Origin of the sequence: Sulfurimonas sp. CVO (genome assembly GCF_009883775.1) — a bacterium.
Taxonomy (GTDB): Bacteria; Campylobacterota; Campylobacteria; order Campylobacterales; family Sulfurimonadaceae; genus Sulfurimonas; species Sulfurimonas xiamenensis.
The window spans coordinates 688,977-706,607 of record NZ_CP033720.1 but is presented as its reverse complement, the minus strand read 5'-3'; the positions used below and the strand labels follow the sequence as shown (position 1 = coordinate 706,607).

Annotated in this window: 17 protein-coding genes; 7 read left to right on the top strand and 10 right to left on the bottom strand. The window is 33.1% G+C overall.

Going from position 1 to position 17,631, the window contains the following annotated elements; genetic code table 11:
• The first annotated feature begins 1 nt into the window (after window position 1).
• From CVO_RS03625 to CVO_RS03600, 6 genes are all read left to right on the top strand, one after another.
• Window positions 2–490 (top strand): Fur family transcriptional regulator, encoded by a 489-nt coding sequence (locus CVO_RS03625; protein ID WP_152299515.1) that lies wholly within the window; start codon window positions 2–4, stop codon window positions 488–490.
• The gene (gene lysS / locus CVO_RS03620; RefSeq protein ID WP_159570040.1) at window positions 491–2,008 is read left to right on the top strand and encodes a lysine--tRNA ligase; all 1,518 of its coding nucleotides are present in this window, start codon (window positions 491–493) and stop codon (window positions 2,006–2,008) included. It begins immediately after the preceding gene.
• A gap of 6 nt (window positions 2,009–2,014) precedes the next feature.
• Window positions 2,015–3,262 carry a serine hydroxymethyltransferase gene (locus tag CVO_RS03615; RefSeq protein ID WP_152299517.1) on the top strand — a complete coding sequence of 416 codons (1,248 nt, stop codon included), beginning with the start codon at window positions 2,015–2,017 and terminating at the stop codon, window positions 3,260–3,262.
• 127 nt (window positions 3,263–3,389) lie between these two features.
• The gene (locus CVO_RS03610; protein ID WP_159570038.1) at window positions 3,390–4,067 is read left to right on the top strand and encodes an SPOR domain-containing protein; all 678 of its coding nucleotides are present in this window, start codon (window positions 3,390–3,392) and stop codon (window positions 4,065–4,067) included.
• Window positions 4,068–4,085: 18 nt separating this feature from the next.
• On the top strand, window positions 4,086–5,489 hold the full coding sequence (locus CVO_RS03605; protein ID WP_159570036.1) for an anthranilate synthase component I family protein: 1,404 nt from the start codon (window positions 4,086–4,088) through the stop codon (window positions 5,487–5,489).
• Complete coding sequence (locus tag CVO_RS03600; RefSeq protein ID WP_152299520.1) at window positions 5,489–6,280, top strand: shikimate dehydrogenase; 792 nt, start codon at window positions 5,489–5,491, stop codon at window positions 6,278–6,280. Before CVO_RS03605 ends, CVO_RS03600 begins: the two co-directional genes overlap by 1 nt.
• Window positions 6,281–6,318: 38 nt before the next feature.
• On the opposite strand, the gene CVO_RS03595 is transcribed toward CVO_RS03600, so the two are convergent.
• Genes CVO_RS03595 through CVO_RS03570 form a run of 6 tightly spaced genes read right to left on the bottom strand, consistent with a single transcriptional unit; the run spans window position 6,319 to window position 11,585 of the window.
• A complete protein-coding gene (locus tag CVO_RS03595) occupies window positions 6,319–6,561 on the bottom strand; it encodes a cytochrome C oxidase subunit IV family protein (RefSeq protein ID WP_152299521.1) in 243 nt (80 codons plus the stop codon).
• 13 nt (window positions 6,562–6,574) lie between these two features.
• On the bottom strand, window positions 6,575–7,171 hold the full coding sequence (locus CVO_RS03590) for a cytochrome c oxidase subunit 3 (protein WP_152299522.1): 597 nt from the start codon (window positions 7,169–7,171) through the stop codon (window positions 6,575–6,577).
• A complete protein-coding gene (locus tag CVO_RS03585) occupies window positions 7,158–7,955 on the bottom strand; it encodes a CbbQ/NirQ/NorQ/GpvN family protein (RefSeq protein WP_152299523.1) in 798 nt (265 codons plus the stop codon). Before CVO_RS03585 ends, CVO_RS03590 begins: the two co-directional genes overlap by 14 nt.
• A gap of 13 nt (window positions 7,956–7,968) precedes the next feature.
• Window positions 7,969–9,765 carry a nitric oxide reductase activation protein NorD gene (locus CVO_RS03580; protein WP_159570034.1) on the bottom strand — a complete coding sequence of 599 codons (1,797 nt, stop codon included), beginning with the start codon at window positions 9,763–9,765 and terminating at the stop codon, window positions 7,969–7,971.
• A 21-nt stretch (window positions 9,766–9,786) separates the two neighbouring features.
• The gene (locus CVO_RS03575; protein WP_159570032.1) at window positions 9,787–11,154 is read right to left on the bottom strand and encodes a cbb3-type cytochrome c oxidase subunit I; all 1,368 of its coding nucleotides are present in this window, start codon (window positions 11,152–11,154) and stop codon (window positions 9,787–9,789) included.
• Between the two features lie 8 nt (window positions 11,155–11,162).
• Window positions 11,163–11,585 (bottom strand): c-type cytochrome, encoded by a 423-nt coding sequence (locus tag CVO_RS03570; protein WP_241691005.1) that lies wholly within the window; start codon window positions 11,583–11,585, stop codon window positions 11,163–11,165.
• A 227-nt stretch (window positions 11,586–11,812) separates the two neighbouring features.
• On the opposite strand from CVO_RS03570, the gene CVO_RS03565 reads away from it, so the two are divergent.
• A complete protein-coding gene (locus tag CVO_RS03565; protein ID WP_152299527.1) occupies window positions 11,813–12,226 on the top strand; it encodes an RrF2 family transcriptional regulator in 414 nt (137 codons plus the stop codon).
• Between the two features lie 41 nt (window positions 12,227–12,267).
• Here CVO_RS03565 and CVO_RS03560 read toward each other — a convergent pair whose 3' ends face one another.
• The 4 genes from CVO_RS03560 to CVO_RS09910 are packed head-to-tail and all read right to left on the bottom strand — an operon-like array spanning window position 12,268 to window position 17,445.
• Window positions 12,268–12,945, bottom strand: coding sequence for a CHAD domain-containing protein (locus CVO_RS03560; protein ID WP_159570029.1), 678 nt, complete (start codon window positions 12,943–12,945; stop codon window positions 12,268–12,270).
• Between the two features lie 50 nt (window positions 12,946–12,995).
• Window positions 12,996–13,496, bottom strand: a complete 501-nt coding sequence (locus CVO_RS03555; RefSeq protein WP_152299529.1) for a SixA phosphatase family protein — start codon at window positions 13,494–13,496, stop codon at window positions 12,996–12,998.
• 48 nt (window positions 13,497–13,544) lie between these two features.
• Window positions 13,545–16,139 (bottom strand): Sec-dependent nitrous-oxide reductase, encoded by a 2,595-nt coding sequence (gene nosZ, locus CVO_RS03550; protein ID WP_502707889.1) that lies wholly within the window; start codon window positions 16,137–16,139, stop codon window positions 13,545–13,547.
• A 22-nt stretch (window positions 16,140–16,161) separates the two neighbouring features.
• Complete coding sequence (locus CVO_RS09910) at window positions 16,162–17,445, bottom strand: c-type cytochrome (protein WP_349636691.1); 1,284 nt, start codon at window positions 17,443–17,445, stop codon at window positions 16,162–16,164.
• Window positions 17,446–17,631: the final 186 nt, after the last annotated feature.

Genomic DNA, 17,631 nt, shown 5'->3' with positions numbered 1-17,631 from the left:
CATGTCTGAAATAACAACCGATTTTAACGATAAAACAGTTGCATACAAACAGTTACTTAGTGATTTTAAAGCGTTGCTTAAAAAAAATAATCTAAAATTTACAATTCAAAGAGAAGTAATTCTTGAAACTCTATACAACTCTGATGAACATCTTACACCAGAATCACTTCATAATCTTATACAGGAAAAATTTCCAAATTTAAAAACAGGAATTGCTACTGTATATAGAACATTATCACTTCTAGAAGAGTCAGACATGGTTACATCTCTCTCTTTTGGCGCACAAGGAAAAAAATATGAACTTGGCGCTAAACATCATCATGATCACTTTATCTGCAAAATGTGTGGGAGCATTATTGAGTTTGTAGATGAAAAAATAGAAGAGAGACAGCGCAAAATAGCTGATGAACTTGGTTTCGATATGCAGGACCATTCTATGCAAATTTATGGAATCTGCAAAGAGTGCCAAAAAAAAATAAAGGAAAAATGATTGGTTTTTAATAACAAATTTATACAACAAAGAATTGAAAAAGCAGAATTTCTTAGAAAACAGGGGATTAACCCATATTCTAATGAGTCTAGAAAAAACACATCTATTGAAAAATTTTTAAATGTAAATTCTGATATTGTTCACAAAGAAAATAAAAGAGATGAAAATAGAGAGTATACAGTTAGTGGACGCATAAAATTATTTAGAATTATGGGGAAAGCAAGTTTTATCAAAATTGAAGATGAAAGCAGTTCTCTTCAAATTTATGTAGCCAGAGACAATCTTCCCGAAGGCTTTTATAATGATATTTTTAAAAAACTTATAGAAGTCGGTGATATTGTAGAGGTTACAGGATATCCTTTCGTAACAGGTCAAGGAGAGCTTTCGCTTCATGCAGACAATCTAAAACTTTTAACAAAAGCCATCTCTCCTCTTCCTGAAAAATTTCACGGTATCACAGATAAAGAGGTGCGATACAGAAAAAGATATCTTGACCTTATTATGAATTCAGATGTTAGAAAAACATTTAAGATTCGTTCAAAAGTCATCTCTCTAACTAGACGCTTTTTTGAAGAAAAAGGTTTTTTAGAAGTTGAAACTCCGATGATGCATCCTATTGCAGGCGGAGCAAATGCAAAACCTTTTGTTACACATCACAATGCTCTTGGAGTAGACAGATATCTAAGAATTGCTCCTGAACTCTATTTAAAAAGGCTTATTGTCGGCGGATTTGAAGCTGTATTTGAAATTAATAGAAACTTTAGAAATGAGGGAATGGATGCAACACACAATCCTGAATTCACATCCATAGAGTTTTATTGGGCGTACAAAACATATAAAGATCTTATAGAAATCACAAAAGAGTATTTCACATATCTTTTTGATCATCTAAATCTTCCAACACAGCTTCCTTATGGAGATTTAGAAATTGATTTTAGCAAATTTAGTGAAGTTCCTCTTATTGAATCACTTTACACGATAGGAGGAGTTCCTAAAGATATAGTAAATGATAAAGAAAAAATAGTTGCATTTTTAAAGAGTAAAAATATTGATGTAAAAGAAAACATGAGTTTAGGTCAGCTTCAAGGAGAACTTTTTGACGAGTTTGTAGAAGCAAAACTTATCAACCCGACATTTATCACAGAGTATCCTGTTGCCATCTCTCCACTTGCAAGAAGAAGCGATGAAAACCCTGAAATAACAGAACGGTTTGAGCTCTTTATTGCAGGACGAGAGATTGCAAATGCTTTTAGCGAATTAAACGACCCAGTAGACCAGCTTCATAGATTTGAAGCACAAGGTGCAGCAAAAGAGAGCGGAGATGATGAAGCACATGAGATGGATATCGACTTTGTTGAGGCACTAAGTTACGGAATGGCGCCAACGGCTGGGCAAGGAATAGGTATTGACAGACTTGTTATGCTTCTTACAAATGAACACTCCATTAGAGATGTTCTGTTGTTTCCTGCAATGAAACCAATAAATTTAGAAGAAAAAAATCAAAATGAAGAGGAATAAACAAAAATGAGTTTTTTAAAAGAGTATGATAAAGAGATATTTGATCTATGTGAAAAAGAGCTAGAGAGACAAACAAATCATTTAGAGATGATTGCATCTGAAAACTTTACACTTCCTGCCGTTATGGAAACTATGGGAAGCGTATTTACAAATAAATATGCAGAGGGTTATCCGGGTAAGCGTTACTATGGCGGTTGTGAATATGCAGATGGCGTTGAGCAGTTAGCAATTGACAGAGCATGCAAACTCTTTGGATGTAGCTATGCAAATGTTCAACCGCACTCCGGAAGCCAGGCAAATGCAGCCGTTTATGCAGCACTTTTAAATGCGGGTGATAAACTTCTAGGTATGGATTTAAGCCATGGCGGACATTTAACACACGGAAGCAAACCAAGTTTTTCGGGTAAAAACTACCACTCTTTTACATATGGTGTAGAGCTTGACGGCCGTATGAATTATGATAAAATTATGGAAATAGCAAAAACAGTACAGCCAAAAATCATTGTTTGCGGCGCATCTGCTTATGCAAGAGAGATAGATTTTGCAAAATTTCGTGAAATTGCTGATGCTGTTGGAGCTATTTTATTTGCAGATATTGCCCATGTTGCAGGTCTTGTTGCAGCGGGTGAACACCCTAGCCCGTTCCCTCATGCACATGTTGTAACAACTACTACACATAAAACTCTTGCCGGACCAAGAGGCGGTATGATTATGACAAATGATGAAGAAATAGCTAAAAAAGTTAACTCTGCAATCTTTCCGGGTATTCAAGGCGGACCGCTTGTACATGTAATCGCTGCTAAAGCGGTGGGATTTAAATATAACCTCTCTCCAGAGTGGAAAGAGTATGCTGCGCAGGTCAAAGCAAACGCAAAAATTTTAGGTGAAGTTCTTATAAAAAGAGGATATGAGCTTGTAAGCGGTGGAACTGATAATCATCTTGTACTGCTCTCTTTTATAAATCGTGATTTCTCTGGTAAAGATGCTGATATCGCTCTTGGAAATGCGGGTATTACAGTAAACAAAAATACTGTTCCGGGTGAGACAAGAAGCCCTTTTGTAACTTCAGGTATCCGCATAGGTTCACCTGCTCTAACTTCAAGAGGAATGAAAGAGAAAGAGTTTGAATTTATTGCAAATAAAATCGCAGATGTTCTTGATGATATTAACAATACTGAGCTTCAAGAAAATATTAAAAAAGAGTTAAAAACATTAGCTCAAAATTTTGTAGTTTATAATCAACCGACTTACTAGGATCGTTGCTTAATAAAAGATAAAATTGATACTTTTTTGTCAATCGTGTATGGCTTTATTTAAATATATCCAATATAAACAAGTTTTGGGTATCATTATAAATTAGATAATAAAGGAGGGGGAAGTTATGGATGAAAAAAATGAGTTAAATGATATTATCTTAAACAAAGGTAACTCATCTACAGGAAATAAAAAAATTTTATTAGCTGTTGCTGCGTTAGGTATTATTTTAATTGTTGTTGTAATGCTGATGAATACTCTTACATCAAGCGGCACTGACAATCTACCTCAAGCAGCTCTTCCTCCTGAGACGCAGGAGCAAACTTCAACACAAGTTGATGACTCCTTTTTTGAAAAAGTTGATGTTGTAAAAGAGGATAAAGAAGATGAAGAGAGTGTTTCTTTAGATGCAATTGCACAAAAACTCAAAGAAGAAAATATAATAGAAGAGACTCAAGCAGCGACACAAGAGAGTGTTAAAGCAAACACAGATGAAACAAAAAAAGTACAAACAAAAGAAGAAGTAGTTCAAAATGTAGCTATACAGCCTCAGGCAGAGAGTACAAATTTATCAAATGCTTACTATATTCAAGTTGGCTCTTTTGCAAAATACGAACCTAATAAAAAATTTTTAGATTCAATTTTAAAATTGGGATACAAATATAAATTTCACAAAGTAACTATTGATTCTAGAACATTTAACAAAGTTTTAGTAGGTCCATTTAACAGTGAAGCAGAAGCAAGAGAAGCTCTGGCTCCTATTAAAAAATCTATTGAAGCAGGTGCTTTTTTAATTAAAATATAACTATACCAAGGTACTTATTTGATTTATTCTAAACAATTTATACAAGATCAACTAGCTCCTATTGCAGTATATGCAAAGCTAAAATCAATCTTTAAAAATGAAATCTCATATCTTTTAGAGAGCGCAGGACAAAGCAGTGGAAATTATAGCTTTGTCTGCATCGGCGCAAGAGAGAGAATTCAATATATAGATAATCAGACAATATATACAGATGCAAACGGCATTAAGCATATAAAAGATGAATCTCCTTTTATATTTTTAAAAAATTATTACAAAAATATAGACACATCAATATACAAAGAAGCAACAACTAAACTAAAAGTTGGGTATGTAGATGGTTTTATAGGTTATATCGGCTATGACATGGTGAAAGTATTTGAACCAAAACTTCATTCTGTTATGGATAACTTAAAAGATGAAATCAATGCCCCCGATTTAGATTTGATACTTCCAAAAATAATCTTGGTTTACTCTCACAAAGATCACCAATTAACTCTTATTAGCACATTAAAAGAGATGAGTGATAAGTTTGAAATGATTGAAAACGAGCTAAAAGGCACATATACATATATTCATATGAAAAAAAACAGCGGGAATGACAAAGGCACTTTTGCATTCTCAAAAGAGCAGTTTTTTAAAATGGTTGATAACTCAAAAGAGATGATAAAAAGTGGAGATGTTTTCCAAATTCTAATAACAAACCGTTTTACTAGAAAGATAAAAGTTGATCCTTTTAGTTTTTACAGAATATTAAGAACCAAAAATCCATCTCCCTATATGTTTTTAATGGAGTATGAAGATTTTAATATTGTCGGGAGCTCCCCTGAAGTCATGGTAAGACTTCAAGATGGAAAACTTCTGCTTCGCCCAATTGCAGGAACTCGTAAAAGAGGCAGCACAAAAGAGAGAGATAAGGAGCTTGAAGAGGAACTTTTAGCAGATCCAAAAGAGCTCTCTGAACATCTTATGCTTATAGATTTAGGCAGAAATGATGTGAGCAGAGTTGCAAAAACCGGAAGTGTTAAAGTTGAAGATATGATGCATATAGAGCGTTTTTCACATGTTATGCATATAGTTTCTGATGTCACGGCCGAGCTTGATAAAGACAAAGATATGTTTGATCTGTTTATGGCAACTTTTACGGCAGGAACTATGACTGGTGCACCAAAGATAAGAGCAATGGAGCTTATTGCTGAATTTGAAGGATTAAAAAGAGGCTTTTACAGTGGAAGTGTTGGTTATTTTGGATTTGACGGCAATATGGATAACGCCATAACTATCAGAACTGCTATGGTTAAAAAAGACAAAGTGATTCTTCAGGCCGGAGCCGGTGTTGTTGCTGATAGCATAAATGAGCTGGAGTATCTCGAAGTTAAAAATAAACTTGGTGCTCTTGTCGCTTCACTGGAAGATTTGGACTAATGAAACTCTTTGCCGTCTTTGGCGACCCTGTTGCGCACTCCCGCTCTCCGCTTATGCACAATAGCGTATTTAAACATCTAAACTACAATGCATGTTACACTAGAGTCCATCTAAATGATGGCTCAAAACTAAAAGAGACTTTTTTCTCTCTAGGTCTTAGCGGAGCAAATATTACCGTTCCACATAAAGAGGCGGCGTATGAGGCTTGCGATGAAGTAAGAGGCTTTGCCGAAAAAATAGGTGTTGTAAATACCCTTATCAATGAAAATGGCAGATTAATCGGATACAATACCGATGCAGACGGTTTTTTATTTGCTATAAAAGAGTTTAAAAATATTAAAAATATTTTAGTTCTTGGAGCAGGCGGAACGGCAAAAGCATTAACTTCCAGATTTATACAAGAGAATATAAAAGTAACTGTTTTAAACAGAAGCAATTCAAGACTACAATACTTTAAAGAGTTAAATTGCAGCTGTTATTCATGGAGTGACTTTAAAATAAGTAAATATGATTTAGTTGTAAACACTACAAGTGCCGGGCTTAAAGATGAAGAACTACCTGCTCCAAAAGAGATGATCGAAAAAATACTAAACAGTACATTTTACGCAGCAGACGCAATCTATGGAAAGATGACACCTTTTTTAAAACTGGCAAAAAACAAAAATATAACTTACAAAGACGGTGCAGATATGCTTTTAGGTCAAGGTCTTTTGGCAAATGAACTCTTTGTTAATTATGAACTAAAAACAGAAGATATAAAAAAATTTATGTCAAAGAGTTTTGAACTTTAAAGCAACAGCTATTGCTTGACCTCTGCCAATATCTCCTATTAGATTAAGAGTGCAATCAGCGATATAACAACAGCCAGCCATATAGTTGGTATAAGCCTATATTTTAATTGAACATTTTTTAAACCCATAAAGTGGTCAATAACCAATTGTCCTTTTATAAATGTACTTATAAGTAAAATCGCGACAAGATAAGTCGGTATAAATTTTAAATGTCCAAGCACAAAAGCAAAGATTGTGAGAATAACCAAAACTATCCATACAAATTCTAGAATTTTTTTCATTTTTTACCTTGTATCATAATATATAAACTAATGGGAAAAGCACAATCCACAACAAATCTACCATATGCCAGTAAGATGCACCCGTTTCCATCCCGCTGCAATCATCCGGAGTGTACCCTTGTGCTTTTGTTTTTTTATGAAGATTAAACAGGATTATTAAACCCAAAAGAACATGCATAAAATGAAAAACAGTTAAAAATATGTAAAACATAAAAAATTTATTGGTACTAAGCGTAATTCCTTCTCCAAATATATGAGAAAATTCTAATATTTTTATAAATAAAAAAGCAACTCCGAGCATCATTGCAGACAAAAGCCATTTTGATGCTGCACTACTTGACTTTTGCAAGCTATCTCTTGTCATATTTTTAATAGCATAAACAGCCTTTACAACAAAGTAACTGCTTGTAATTAAAAGAAAAGTATTGATAAAACCTGATGTTTGGCTAACTACAAGCTGAGACTGACTAAAAAGCTCTATATCTGCTCTTCTTGAAACAGCATAACCTATAAACAATAGTCCAAATGTAATTAATTCAACATAAATAATGATCCAAATTGCAAAATCCCCAGGAGGATGAGGCTCTTTCAAAGCACTATTTTTTAACATTTGAACTCCTTGGGAAATATAAAGATACAAGTTTTTCAAGAACTTTTAAAACTTCATCTTCATCACTGAGTGATTCAACTATAGAGTGCATACATGCCTGATATGGATCAAAATCTTTTGTAATCAACTTCCCTGCATAAATAAGCAGTCTTGTTGAAACTGCTTCTTGAATATCAACATCAGTGAGTTGTCTCACTTCTTTAGCGATATCTACAAGTTTTTGTGCTATATCTTCATCAACTCCACTCTCTTTTTTGATAATCTCTTTTTCAATTTCTGATTTTGGATAATCAAAACTAAGAGAAATAAATCTCTGTTTTGTACTTGGCTTCATCCCTTTTAAGACATTTTGATAACCTGGATTATAAGATACTACAAGCATAAAATCAGGATGAGCTTCTATGGTTTCACCTGTTCTGTCTATCGACAAAACTCTACGATAATCCGCTAGAGAGTGAAGTACCACTGTAGTATCTTTTCTAGCTTCGATTATCTCATCAAGATAGCATATACCGCCATTTCTTACCGCTTTAGTCAAAGGACCGTCTTGCCAATATGTACCGTTTTCATCTATAAGATGGCGGCCAATCAGGTCTGCAGCACTCAAATCATCATGGCAAACAACCGTATAAACATCTCGTCCAAGCTCTTCGCCCATAGATTCTATAAACCTTGTTTTTCCACACCCTGTCGGTCCTTTGATTAAAACAGGCAGATTCATCTGCGCAGCAGTTTTAAAAAGCTCTACTTCATTTGATTGAGGTAAATAGTAGTTTTTTGACATTTTTTTCCTTTTTTTATTTCGTTAAATTTATATAAACTTCAGTTAACACTTTTGGCAATTTCTGCCCATCTCTTACAACCGCATAACCGTTTCTTCCAAACAGATACCCCAAATACTCTTTTGCATCAAGATCTACTGTAATACAAAAAGGCGTAATACCTTTTTTCTTAACCTCTTCAAGAGCTTTTTTTGTATCTTCTATGCCATATCTTCCATCATATCTATCTTCATCATTCGGTTTACCGTCACTTATGATTAACAGCAGTTTATTGACACTTTGCTGCTTATCTAAAATCTTTGCCGATTCTCTTATAGCTGCACCCATCCTTGTATAATACTCTGGTTTTATAGTATCAATTCTTCCACGAATCAAATCATTGTATTTGTCTTTAAAATTTTTTATAATGCTAAAATAGACTTTTTTATTTTGCAGTGATGAGAAAGTGTATATGGCAAATTTATCTTGAAGTTTTTCCAAAGCTTCACTAAATACCGTAAGAGAGTCTTTAATTACATCAATTATTCGTACTTCTTGTGTAATGCCACCCTCTGTAGAGAGTGAAACATCTGCTAATATAAGCGTAGCCATATCTCTTGTTTTTTTCTCAAAAGTTGTGTAAAATTTTTGATGATGCATAGATTTATTTTGATGCCCGCAATATTCAATCCAAGTATCAATATTTATCTCATCACCATAAGGAAGATTGTCATTTTTAACACGATCAAGTTCGAGCAGATCTAACTCTTGCTGAATTTTTCGTACGGTTTTTTTTAGTCGTTCTGGCAACTCTATAGGTATTACATTCATTGGTACTTGAGGTAAAATACGAACAAAATTTATCAAATATTCACCTTTAAGATAATCCCACTCATCAATAAAATGACCTTTCCCCAATGGATATTTAACGGTAGTATCAAGCTTTAATTCCAAGTCCATTTTTATTCGTGATGATAAATTTGCCTGTTTTTGTCCTATAGTTATCTCATCTAAGTCCTCGGCATGATAGAGTGCATCTTCATCAAAAGTATCATCTTCACATCTATCTACATTGACCTGTTCAAAAATACTCATCAAAGATTCTGGTAAAAAAGCCAAAAAGCCATCTGTTTCATGCTTGTCGTCCGTTTGGTTGGCCTGCTTTTTCATGTTAAGAGTATCTGTTTTGTCTTGATCCTCTTCTCTTGTAGGGTCTTGCTCTTCATCATCTGTTTTTTTAGTTTTATTGATAGTTAGAGGCGACGGGTATATCCACATAGGGTTTGGATAATCATTGATTAAATCTTTATCTGTATAATTATCTAAAGATTTAATAAATGACAATTGTTCATATTTATCAGTCAAATACTCACTAGTAATATTGTAGAATTGTTTAAAACCATCATATTTATTGATAAGGTAAAGCTCTGTAGCATGATTTTTATCGATTATATTTTCATCTGTAATATTAACTCTAGTTGCCATAGCAATAAGCCAATAATAAAGCATCTCATTAAGTTCTTTTGTAGGAAAATAAGCAGATGATGCCGGCAGATAGATAGAGTCTTCATCCTGCCATGCAAGATGAAACTCTTTACCCAGGAATGCTATCTTTTGTAAAAAAGTTCTTGATGTATTAAGATATCTTTTATCCGTGATTTGTAAATCTTTACCTTTTTCACCACCCATAAGGTGATGAAAAATTTTTAATGATTTAGAGATATCAGCAAAGTAAACTCTTTCATTTTCGTGAAATTTGTATACTTTTTTATTGAGATATTTATCCCAAACTCTGCCAATACTCTCTTCAAATTCAAGATAATAGTGAAGCATTCTTCTCTATCTTTAACACTATTACGCTTCTTTTTTAACAAAAAAACTATAAAAGTAAGTAATCAATCCTGCAAAAACAAGAGCACCAAAACCGGCACGAATCATATAGATACCCGCTATAGACTCTTGTGATTCCATAAATCCAATAAGATCAGTTCCAACTCTTTGATCCATTATTTGAACAATTCCAGCAGCACTTAGAGCCAATGTAAGACCTAACATACCGATATTCATCATCCAAAAAGAAGTTAACTCTACTTTTTGTGCCTCTTTAGAATTACCGTGAGGACGACCTCTTAAAATAGGCATAGCATAAGATATCACAGTAAATATGATCATAATATATGCTCCGTAAAACGATAGGTGACCATGAGCAGCAGTAAGCTGAGTACCGTGTGTAAACATATTTACAGGTGCCAATGTATGGAAAAATCCCCAAACTCCAGCTCCAAGGAAGCCCATTACAGCAGTACCTTTTGCCCATGTAAGAGCAATTTCATTGTCATGCTGAATTTTTCTATCTCTTGCCATAGTAAATGCAAAAAGAATCATTAGGAAAAAAGGTAAAGGTTCAACAGCAGATGCTATAGATCCAACCCATAACCAATACTCAGGAGCACCCATATAAAAGAAGTGATGTCCAGTTCCTAAAATACCTGATACCATAGTCATAGCGATGATTAAATAAAGCCATTTGTCGATATGTTCTCTATCAACACCCGTAACTTTAATAAGTACAAACGCTAAAATTGCGCCAAGAATAAGTTCCCAAGTAGCTTCAACCCATAGATGAACCGTAAACCACCAGAAAAATTTATCCATTACAAGATTATCCGGTACATAAAATGCAAACAAAAAGAAAACTGCCAAACCTACTAAACCTGTAAGTAAAACTGTAGTAATAACAGTTTTTCTACCTTTTATTACTGTCATAATAACATTTACAAGATAAAGTACAACAACTAAAACAATACCAAGTTTAGTTGGTAATGGCTGTTCCAAAAATTCTCTACCCATTGTAGGTAAAAGATTATTAAATGTTAACTCAGTCAACTCTGCATAAGGTACAAACAGGTAACCTAAAATTGTGGCAACACCAGCTACTAAAAATACCCAAAAGGTAAAAATAGCCAACTTTGGACTCCAAAGTTCTGTTTCAGTCTCTTCAGGAATTAAGTAGTAAGTAGCACCCATAAAACCAAATAGGAGAAGTACTATAAGTAAGTTTGTGTGAACCATACGCAATACATTAAAAGGTATCAATGGAAATAGAAAATCACCATATAAATACTGTATTGCCATAAGTAAACCAAAAAGAATTTCCCCAGCTAAAAGAATTAATGCAAAAATAAAGTATGGTTTTGCGACCATTTGTGATGTATATTTCATGTTATCTACTATCCTTCAATTGTCGGTGGCCATTCGTTGGCATTTACTTTTGATGTCCAAATTAAGAAATCAGAAAGGCTATCTACCTGCTCATTTGTTAAATTAAATTGCGGCATCTTTCTTCTATGTGGAGTATCTAAAGGCTGTGATGCCATCCAACCCTGCATATATGCCTTAAAGGCTCCTTCATCAGATGCCCCTCTTCTTTGAAATACATTCATAAGTTCTGGTGCATAATATGCTCCCTCACCAATAAGTGTATGACAGCCAACACAATTATTGTCTTCCCAAAGTTTTTTTCCAGCTACAACATTTTCTGTCATATTTTGCTGATTTGATCGCTCTGGTATTTGATGTACAGTGTCAAAAGTAAGAGCGATAAATATTAACAGTGCAAATGTACCGCCACCGTAATAAATATTCTTCGCCATACTTTTCGTTATGCGCTCAGTCATTAAAAGTCCTTTTTCTAATTCTACCTGCTAGTAGTAATTGAAATCTTAGCAAAATATTATTAATTTTTCCTTATTTTTATTTTAAAGATGCATTATAAGTTTTTTATCTAGTATATTAATTATTTTTGTATTTTTTTAATTAATACTTTAGATATTATTATTATAATTCTTTCTAAAGTATAATTCTAGAAAGGGAATCTCAAATGCAACTAAGCAAAACATCACAATACGCCATAAGAATTCTAGCTTATATGGCAGATAAAAAAGATTCTCAACTCATAACTGCAACTGATTTAGCTGAAACACTTTCCATCCCTTATAAATTTTTAACCAAAATTATGACAGAACTTGTTAAAGTTGACCTGGTAATATCCATAAGAGGAAGAGAAGGTGGATATAAACTGAAAAAAAAGACATCAGAGATAATGGTTAATGATATTTTAGATATTTTTAACGATTCTATAAAAGATGATCAATGTGTTTTAGGCATAGGATTTTGTAACGGTTTATGTAAATGCGCTCTGCATGATGAATGGATAGAACCAAAAATTTTACTCCAAAAAATGTTTAAAGAATCAAGTTTAGAAGATATTGCTGGACGCGGATGTAAAATATAGTGTCTATAAATCTAAAAACAACTCTATCAAACTTTAAAAAATTATAAACTTTTTTTTAATTTTTTATATATTTTTTGATTTTGATTCTGTGTATACTTCTCTATTTTTTTGTATACTTTTGATTTTATATCATAAGAACGAAGTCTCTTTAAAGCATTATAGTTATCATTTATAGTGCCTAAAGCATCTTTTATATTAGTTAAAGTCTTTATTTTTTTATCATCTCTATCAAAACTATTTTTTTCAATATAAAGTCTTTTTTTGATATAAATTCTATACTTGTGAAGTTTTTTTCTATCTAGCTCAGGAAATTCCATAAAAACTAAATTTTGCGTAAAATGCTCTTCTTTTTTATTTGCCACACTCTTTGGCACTTTTAAAATTTTTAGATATTTATAAAGTTTTTTTATCTTCTTTTTTCTTTCTCTTTCATTATTTTTTAAAAAAATCTCCCGCTCTACTTCTTTTTTATATTTTGTTGGCAGATTTTTAAGATATTCGTTAAAAAAAACATCAATATCTCTAATATCGTTACTAAAAGAAATTATTTTTTTTATATCTTTAGCCAGATTATCATTATCGTTTAACAAAGAGAAGAGTTCTCTACACTTTATCCGAAGAGCATGAATATCATCAGTACTATCAAGTGAATTTTTTATAAAATGCTTTATAAGTTTTTTAAACTCTTTAAGTTTTTTGGTTATTTGCTCATTCTTCATTATTTCACCATCATTTTAGAGTTTTTAGTGCTAACTTTTATTTTAAAATATTATATGAAATCAGACATCACTTTTTTTGGATAATCAAATGATAAAAATTTTGCATTATTTGGATCTATATCTGTCCATCTTTTACATGCAAACGCAATCTCAACGATTCCGCATGTAGGAATATTTGCATCAAAATCTAAAAAATATTTTGCCAGTTCGTTAAGAGAAGGATTATGTCCTACCAAAAAGAGAGTTTTATATCTATTGTCCACTTTTGTTATAATTTTACGAAGATCATCAGCACTTGCTTCATAAATATTTGAATCAAATAATATTTTTTTATTATAACTTATCTCTTTAGCAATCATTTTTGCTGTACTTTTTGCTCTTTTAGCAGGACTTGAGAGGATAATATCAGGCTTCACCCCTTTTGCTCTAAGTCTGCTTCCCATAAATGGAGCATTTTGCTTGCCCCTTTTATTTAAAGGTCTATTAAAATCATCAAGTGCTGCATCTTTCGAGCTTGATTTTGCATGTCTTATAATGTAGAGTTTTTTCATAATGTTCTGTTTAAAAACCCTTTCTATTGTTTTAAATTTTTCTATACATCAAAATAGATCTGCATTCTCATCTATCCATTTAAAATATTCTACGATATTTTTAATCTCTTCATCACTCATATTTTGATTTGGCATTTTAAGATTAAAAAATTCAATCATTTTCTTCATAAAAGGTTCGTTAAACTTACTTTGAGGGTTTTTAACATACTCTGCAACCCATTGTTCAGCATTTCTATGTCGCTTAAGAACACCTATCAGATCTGGACCGGAACTGATTTTACCGATAACATGACATCCAGAACAGCCTCCTTCACGAAATGCTATTTCACCTTTTTTAGCACTTTCAGATTTTGGTGTAGCTATGTTATTTATAAGAAGATCTTTAGCTCTTATTGCAGAATCAGCAGTTTTAATCATATACTGCCATATCATATTTTCAAATAATATAGCATTATTTATATCATTTTTCTGATATGCTTTTGCTGACTTTTCTCTCTCTAAATCAATCTTGGCATATTGATCTTTCGCATCATCGACTAAATTTTTTACCGTTGTATATTTAGTATAATTTTTTTCCTCTAAAAAGAAAAATAGAGATTGGATAACTTCATCAGTCGCTTTATTACTAGCTCTAATTTTCTTATATTCCATCTGTAGTTCTTCAGGAGACAAGCTTTGCATTTTCGTTTTTTGAATCCACTCATAATTTTTATTTGGATCTTTAACTAAAAGATAACCCATCATTTCTATATGTAATGCGGAACAAAATTCTGTACAATAGTAAGGAAAAACACCCTCAATATCTGCAATAAAATCGATTTGAGTCGTCTCTCCCGGCTCAAGTGAAGTATGCACATTATGGTGATCTATTGTAAAGCCATGAGTTTCATCCTGAGCACGCTCAACATTGGTTATATACATCGTAACATGGTCACCTTTGTTTACTGTAACTCGCTCCGGATTAATATGAGATCGTACTACTGTTGCATAAATGGAAACATGATTTCCCTTTCTCTCAATTTTTTCTTGACCGGCAAGAGTTTTTCCAATATGAGGCTTGCCTGTTCTAGAATTAGTTCCCATTATAAATCGAACTTCCGGACGAATTTTACTTGCTCGAATCGATGCACCTTGATGCGGTTCTCCAAGCGGTATAGGCATATCCAAAAGAAGTTTCATCTTTTTTCCGCCAATATCTATAAGCTGATTATTCTGCGGATGCAAAGGCCCAACCGGCAAAAATCTATCGATTGCAAGCTTATTAATAGCAATAAGATACTCTCCCTGTGGATCTGCGGATTTACCCTCCATTGCCTCAAGATGTCCAACATTATAATGAATACCAATCTTATCTATAACTTTAAGTTCTTTATAGTTCCATTTTACAACCTGTGAATCAACATACATAGAACTATAAATTGTGCCATCTTCCTTGCCAAAAGTGTTATGCAAATGACCTAAACCAACTTCAACTTGCCCATAGAGTGATTTTTTCATATCTAATATCGGTATTCCATAAGAATCTTTTCCTTCAAAATCTCTATTTTGAATCAGTTTCATAATCTTGTTAAAATCATAAACAGATGCATGCGTGTCAAGTTTGCCAGAAACGATAATATGCCGACCATCCGGACTTACATCTACACCATGAGGAGATTTATTTTCAGGAACTAAAAAAAGAGCACTATTTTTTACAGCCACATCAATAGGGATAACTCTATGTCCATTAATTATTTTAATATTTTTATCATCCTTTGCAAGTTGTGCTAATTTTTTCCAATTATAAATATGTAAAAAATCCGTATCATTACGACTGCAACCAGCTTCAAAAGGAGGAAGACCCTTTTCAATGCCTCCAGTGTATAGTTCTGAGTTAATAGAATTTGTAAATGCCCAACCTTCAGAGACACCTTTACCCAGATCAGTTAAATCCTGCATATATGGCGGAAACTCTAAACTAAATGACTCTTTTTGTTGAATCTTTCCTTTTTGTCTGTCAAACTTCCAAAATGTCACCCCTCCTCTATAAACATCCTGATATGCTTCTATAGGATAATAATCATTTGTCAAAGGTGCTGCATATTGACATGTATCAAGAACATACTCCGTATTTGGAGTAACAAACGCTCCTCCGTGAGTTGATTTAAAGATAGGATTAACTACAATTTGAGAAGTTTCAAAATATTTTAAGTCAATTACTGCAATTCTGGTATTTGCTTTATCATTGATAAAAAGATACTCACCATCATACTTTCCATCTGTTTCTGAGAGCGCAGGATGATGTGTATCTCCCCAGTTAATCTCTCTTCCTCTAACATTTCCCTGTCTCAAAACTTCTTTTGAATCTGTATCAAAGCCGTATCCCTGCCAAGGCTCAGGAGTAAATACTCCAATATATTTTAATGGTCTCATAGATGGAACTCCATAAACCAAAACTTGCCCTGACTGACCACCGCCCACAAAAACATAATATTCATCATGTTTTCCGCTAGGATTATAAACTTTTAGTGCAGCAATAGCATCCTCTTCAGTTAGTCCGCGTTTTTTCATTATTTCTTGAAATTGAGACTCAGCCAAAACAGTTTGTGTTACAAATAAAAACCCGAGCGTCACATAACACATAATGTGTAAATATTTTTTTATCATCATTATCTCCCTGTTTTTTTTATTGATCTTTAAATTGAGAAATCTCTTCAGTTAACTGTTTGATATCCTCTTCTGATAGGTTTTTTATTGTTTCAACATGTATAGCTTCTTCATTTGTTTTATACTCAAGTAATTTTTTCAGTATATACTCTTCGCTTAATCCGATAAGTTTTGATCCGAAGTTACCTTCTCCGCTTGCCCCGTGACATGGAGCACAATTGCTTTTATACATTTTAGTGACTTTGAATTTTCCAAGAGATCCGGCTCTCTCTTCTAGAGCTTTTATCTGTAACTCCTGCTCTTTTCTTTGCTCATCTCTCTCTTCTTGCATCTCTTCTTTCTCTATTTCAGAAGGCTCAGACATCTCTGTTTTTATCGGGGTTTCTACTCTAGGTGAATAGACAAGTTTGTCAAGTTTTTCCAATTTATTTACTTCTATATCTGTTTTAATCAAATAAGCAATTCCTGCCACACCTATCAATAAAGAAACTAACATTAAGAAATGATGCAGAGGCGTTACTCTGTTTATCGGATGTTCTTTGAGTCCTCTTTTTTTCAGCCACCATGCAAAGAAAGAAAATATACTAATAGCCACAAGTGCCCAAAAACCGACAGTTGGATATGCGTGCGTAGTAAATTGTGCTACTTTGCCATCTCCTAGTAAAACAGGCATAAAAGGGTCTATCGTAATAGCTCCTCTATGAAGATTATGTCCAAACCAGTAAAGCCAGTAAGCATAAAAACCGACAAAAATAAAAGGCAGAACCATAGGAATAAACATCAACCTATCTATCCATTTATTGTTGTAAAGAATAAAAAAAACAAATAACAGAGCAAGTATAATAAGCGCATAAGGAGTAAGAGCCCTCTCATACGGTCCGCCGCTCTCCATAGGAGGCATACCTACATAATGATTGATTGTATTCATCTCATGAACTTCACCGCTAAGTCCGTCAAAATGGATAAATACTGGAAGTCCCTGCGGAAAAGCCTCTTTTGGATAGTTTGGTGCTTCTAATGAAAAATTCCATACAGGCATAGAAGGAACACCAATCTCCTCAGAAAATTCAATCATTTTTTTTAGATTATATTTTGATTCTTCTGGACTATTTACACCAAAATATCTACCTTTTTGATAATAGTTCCAAAGAGGATAAACATATGAGGGTATATTTTCAACTTTGTCATCTTGTATGCGCTCTAATGTTCCATGAAAACCAACAGATGGAACAATAAAACCATATAACAAAATAGCAAGAGCAACAACAGCAAAAGATCTCGCTGTAACAAAATAAATATTCATAACACATTCCTTACAATTTATTTTGTAAAATGACTCTGTGTTTCAGCGCCATTGGTTGATTGTACATCAAAAGATATTATCTTCTACTTAATTTTCACTTATTAAAAATGAACAATAACTTTTTTTGTTTATGACAGGATCTTGAATAAAATTATACTCTTACCGGTTAAAGTTTATTAGCTTATT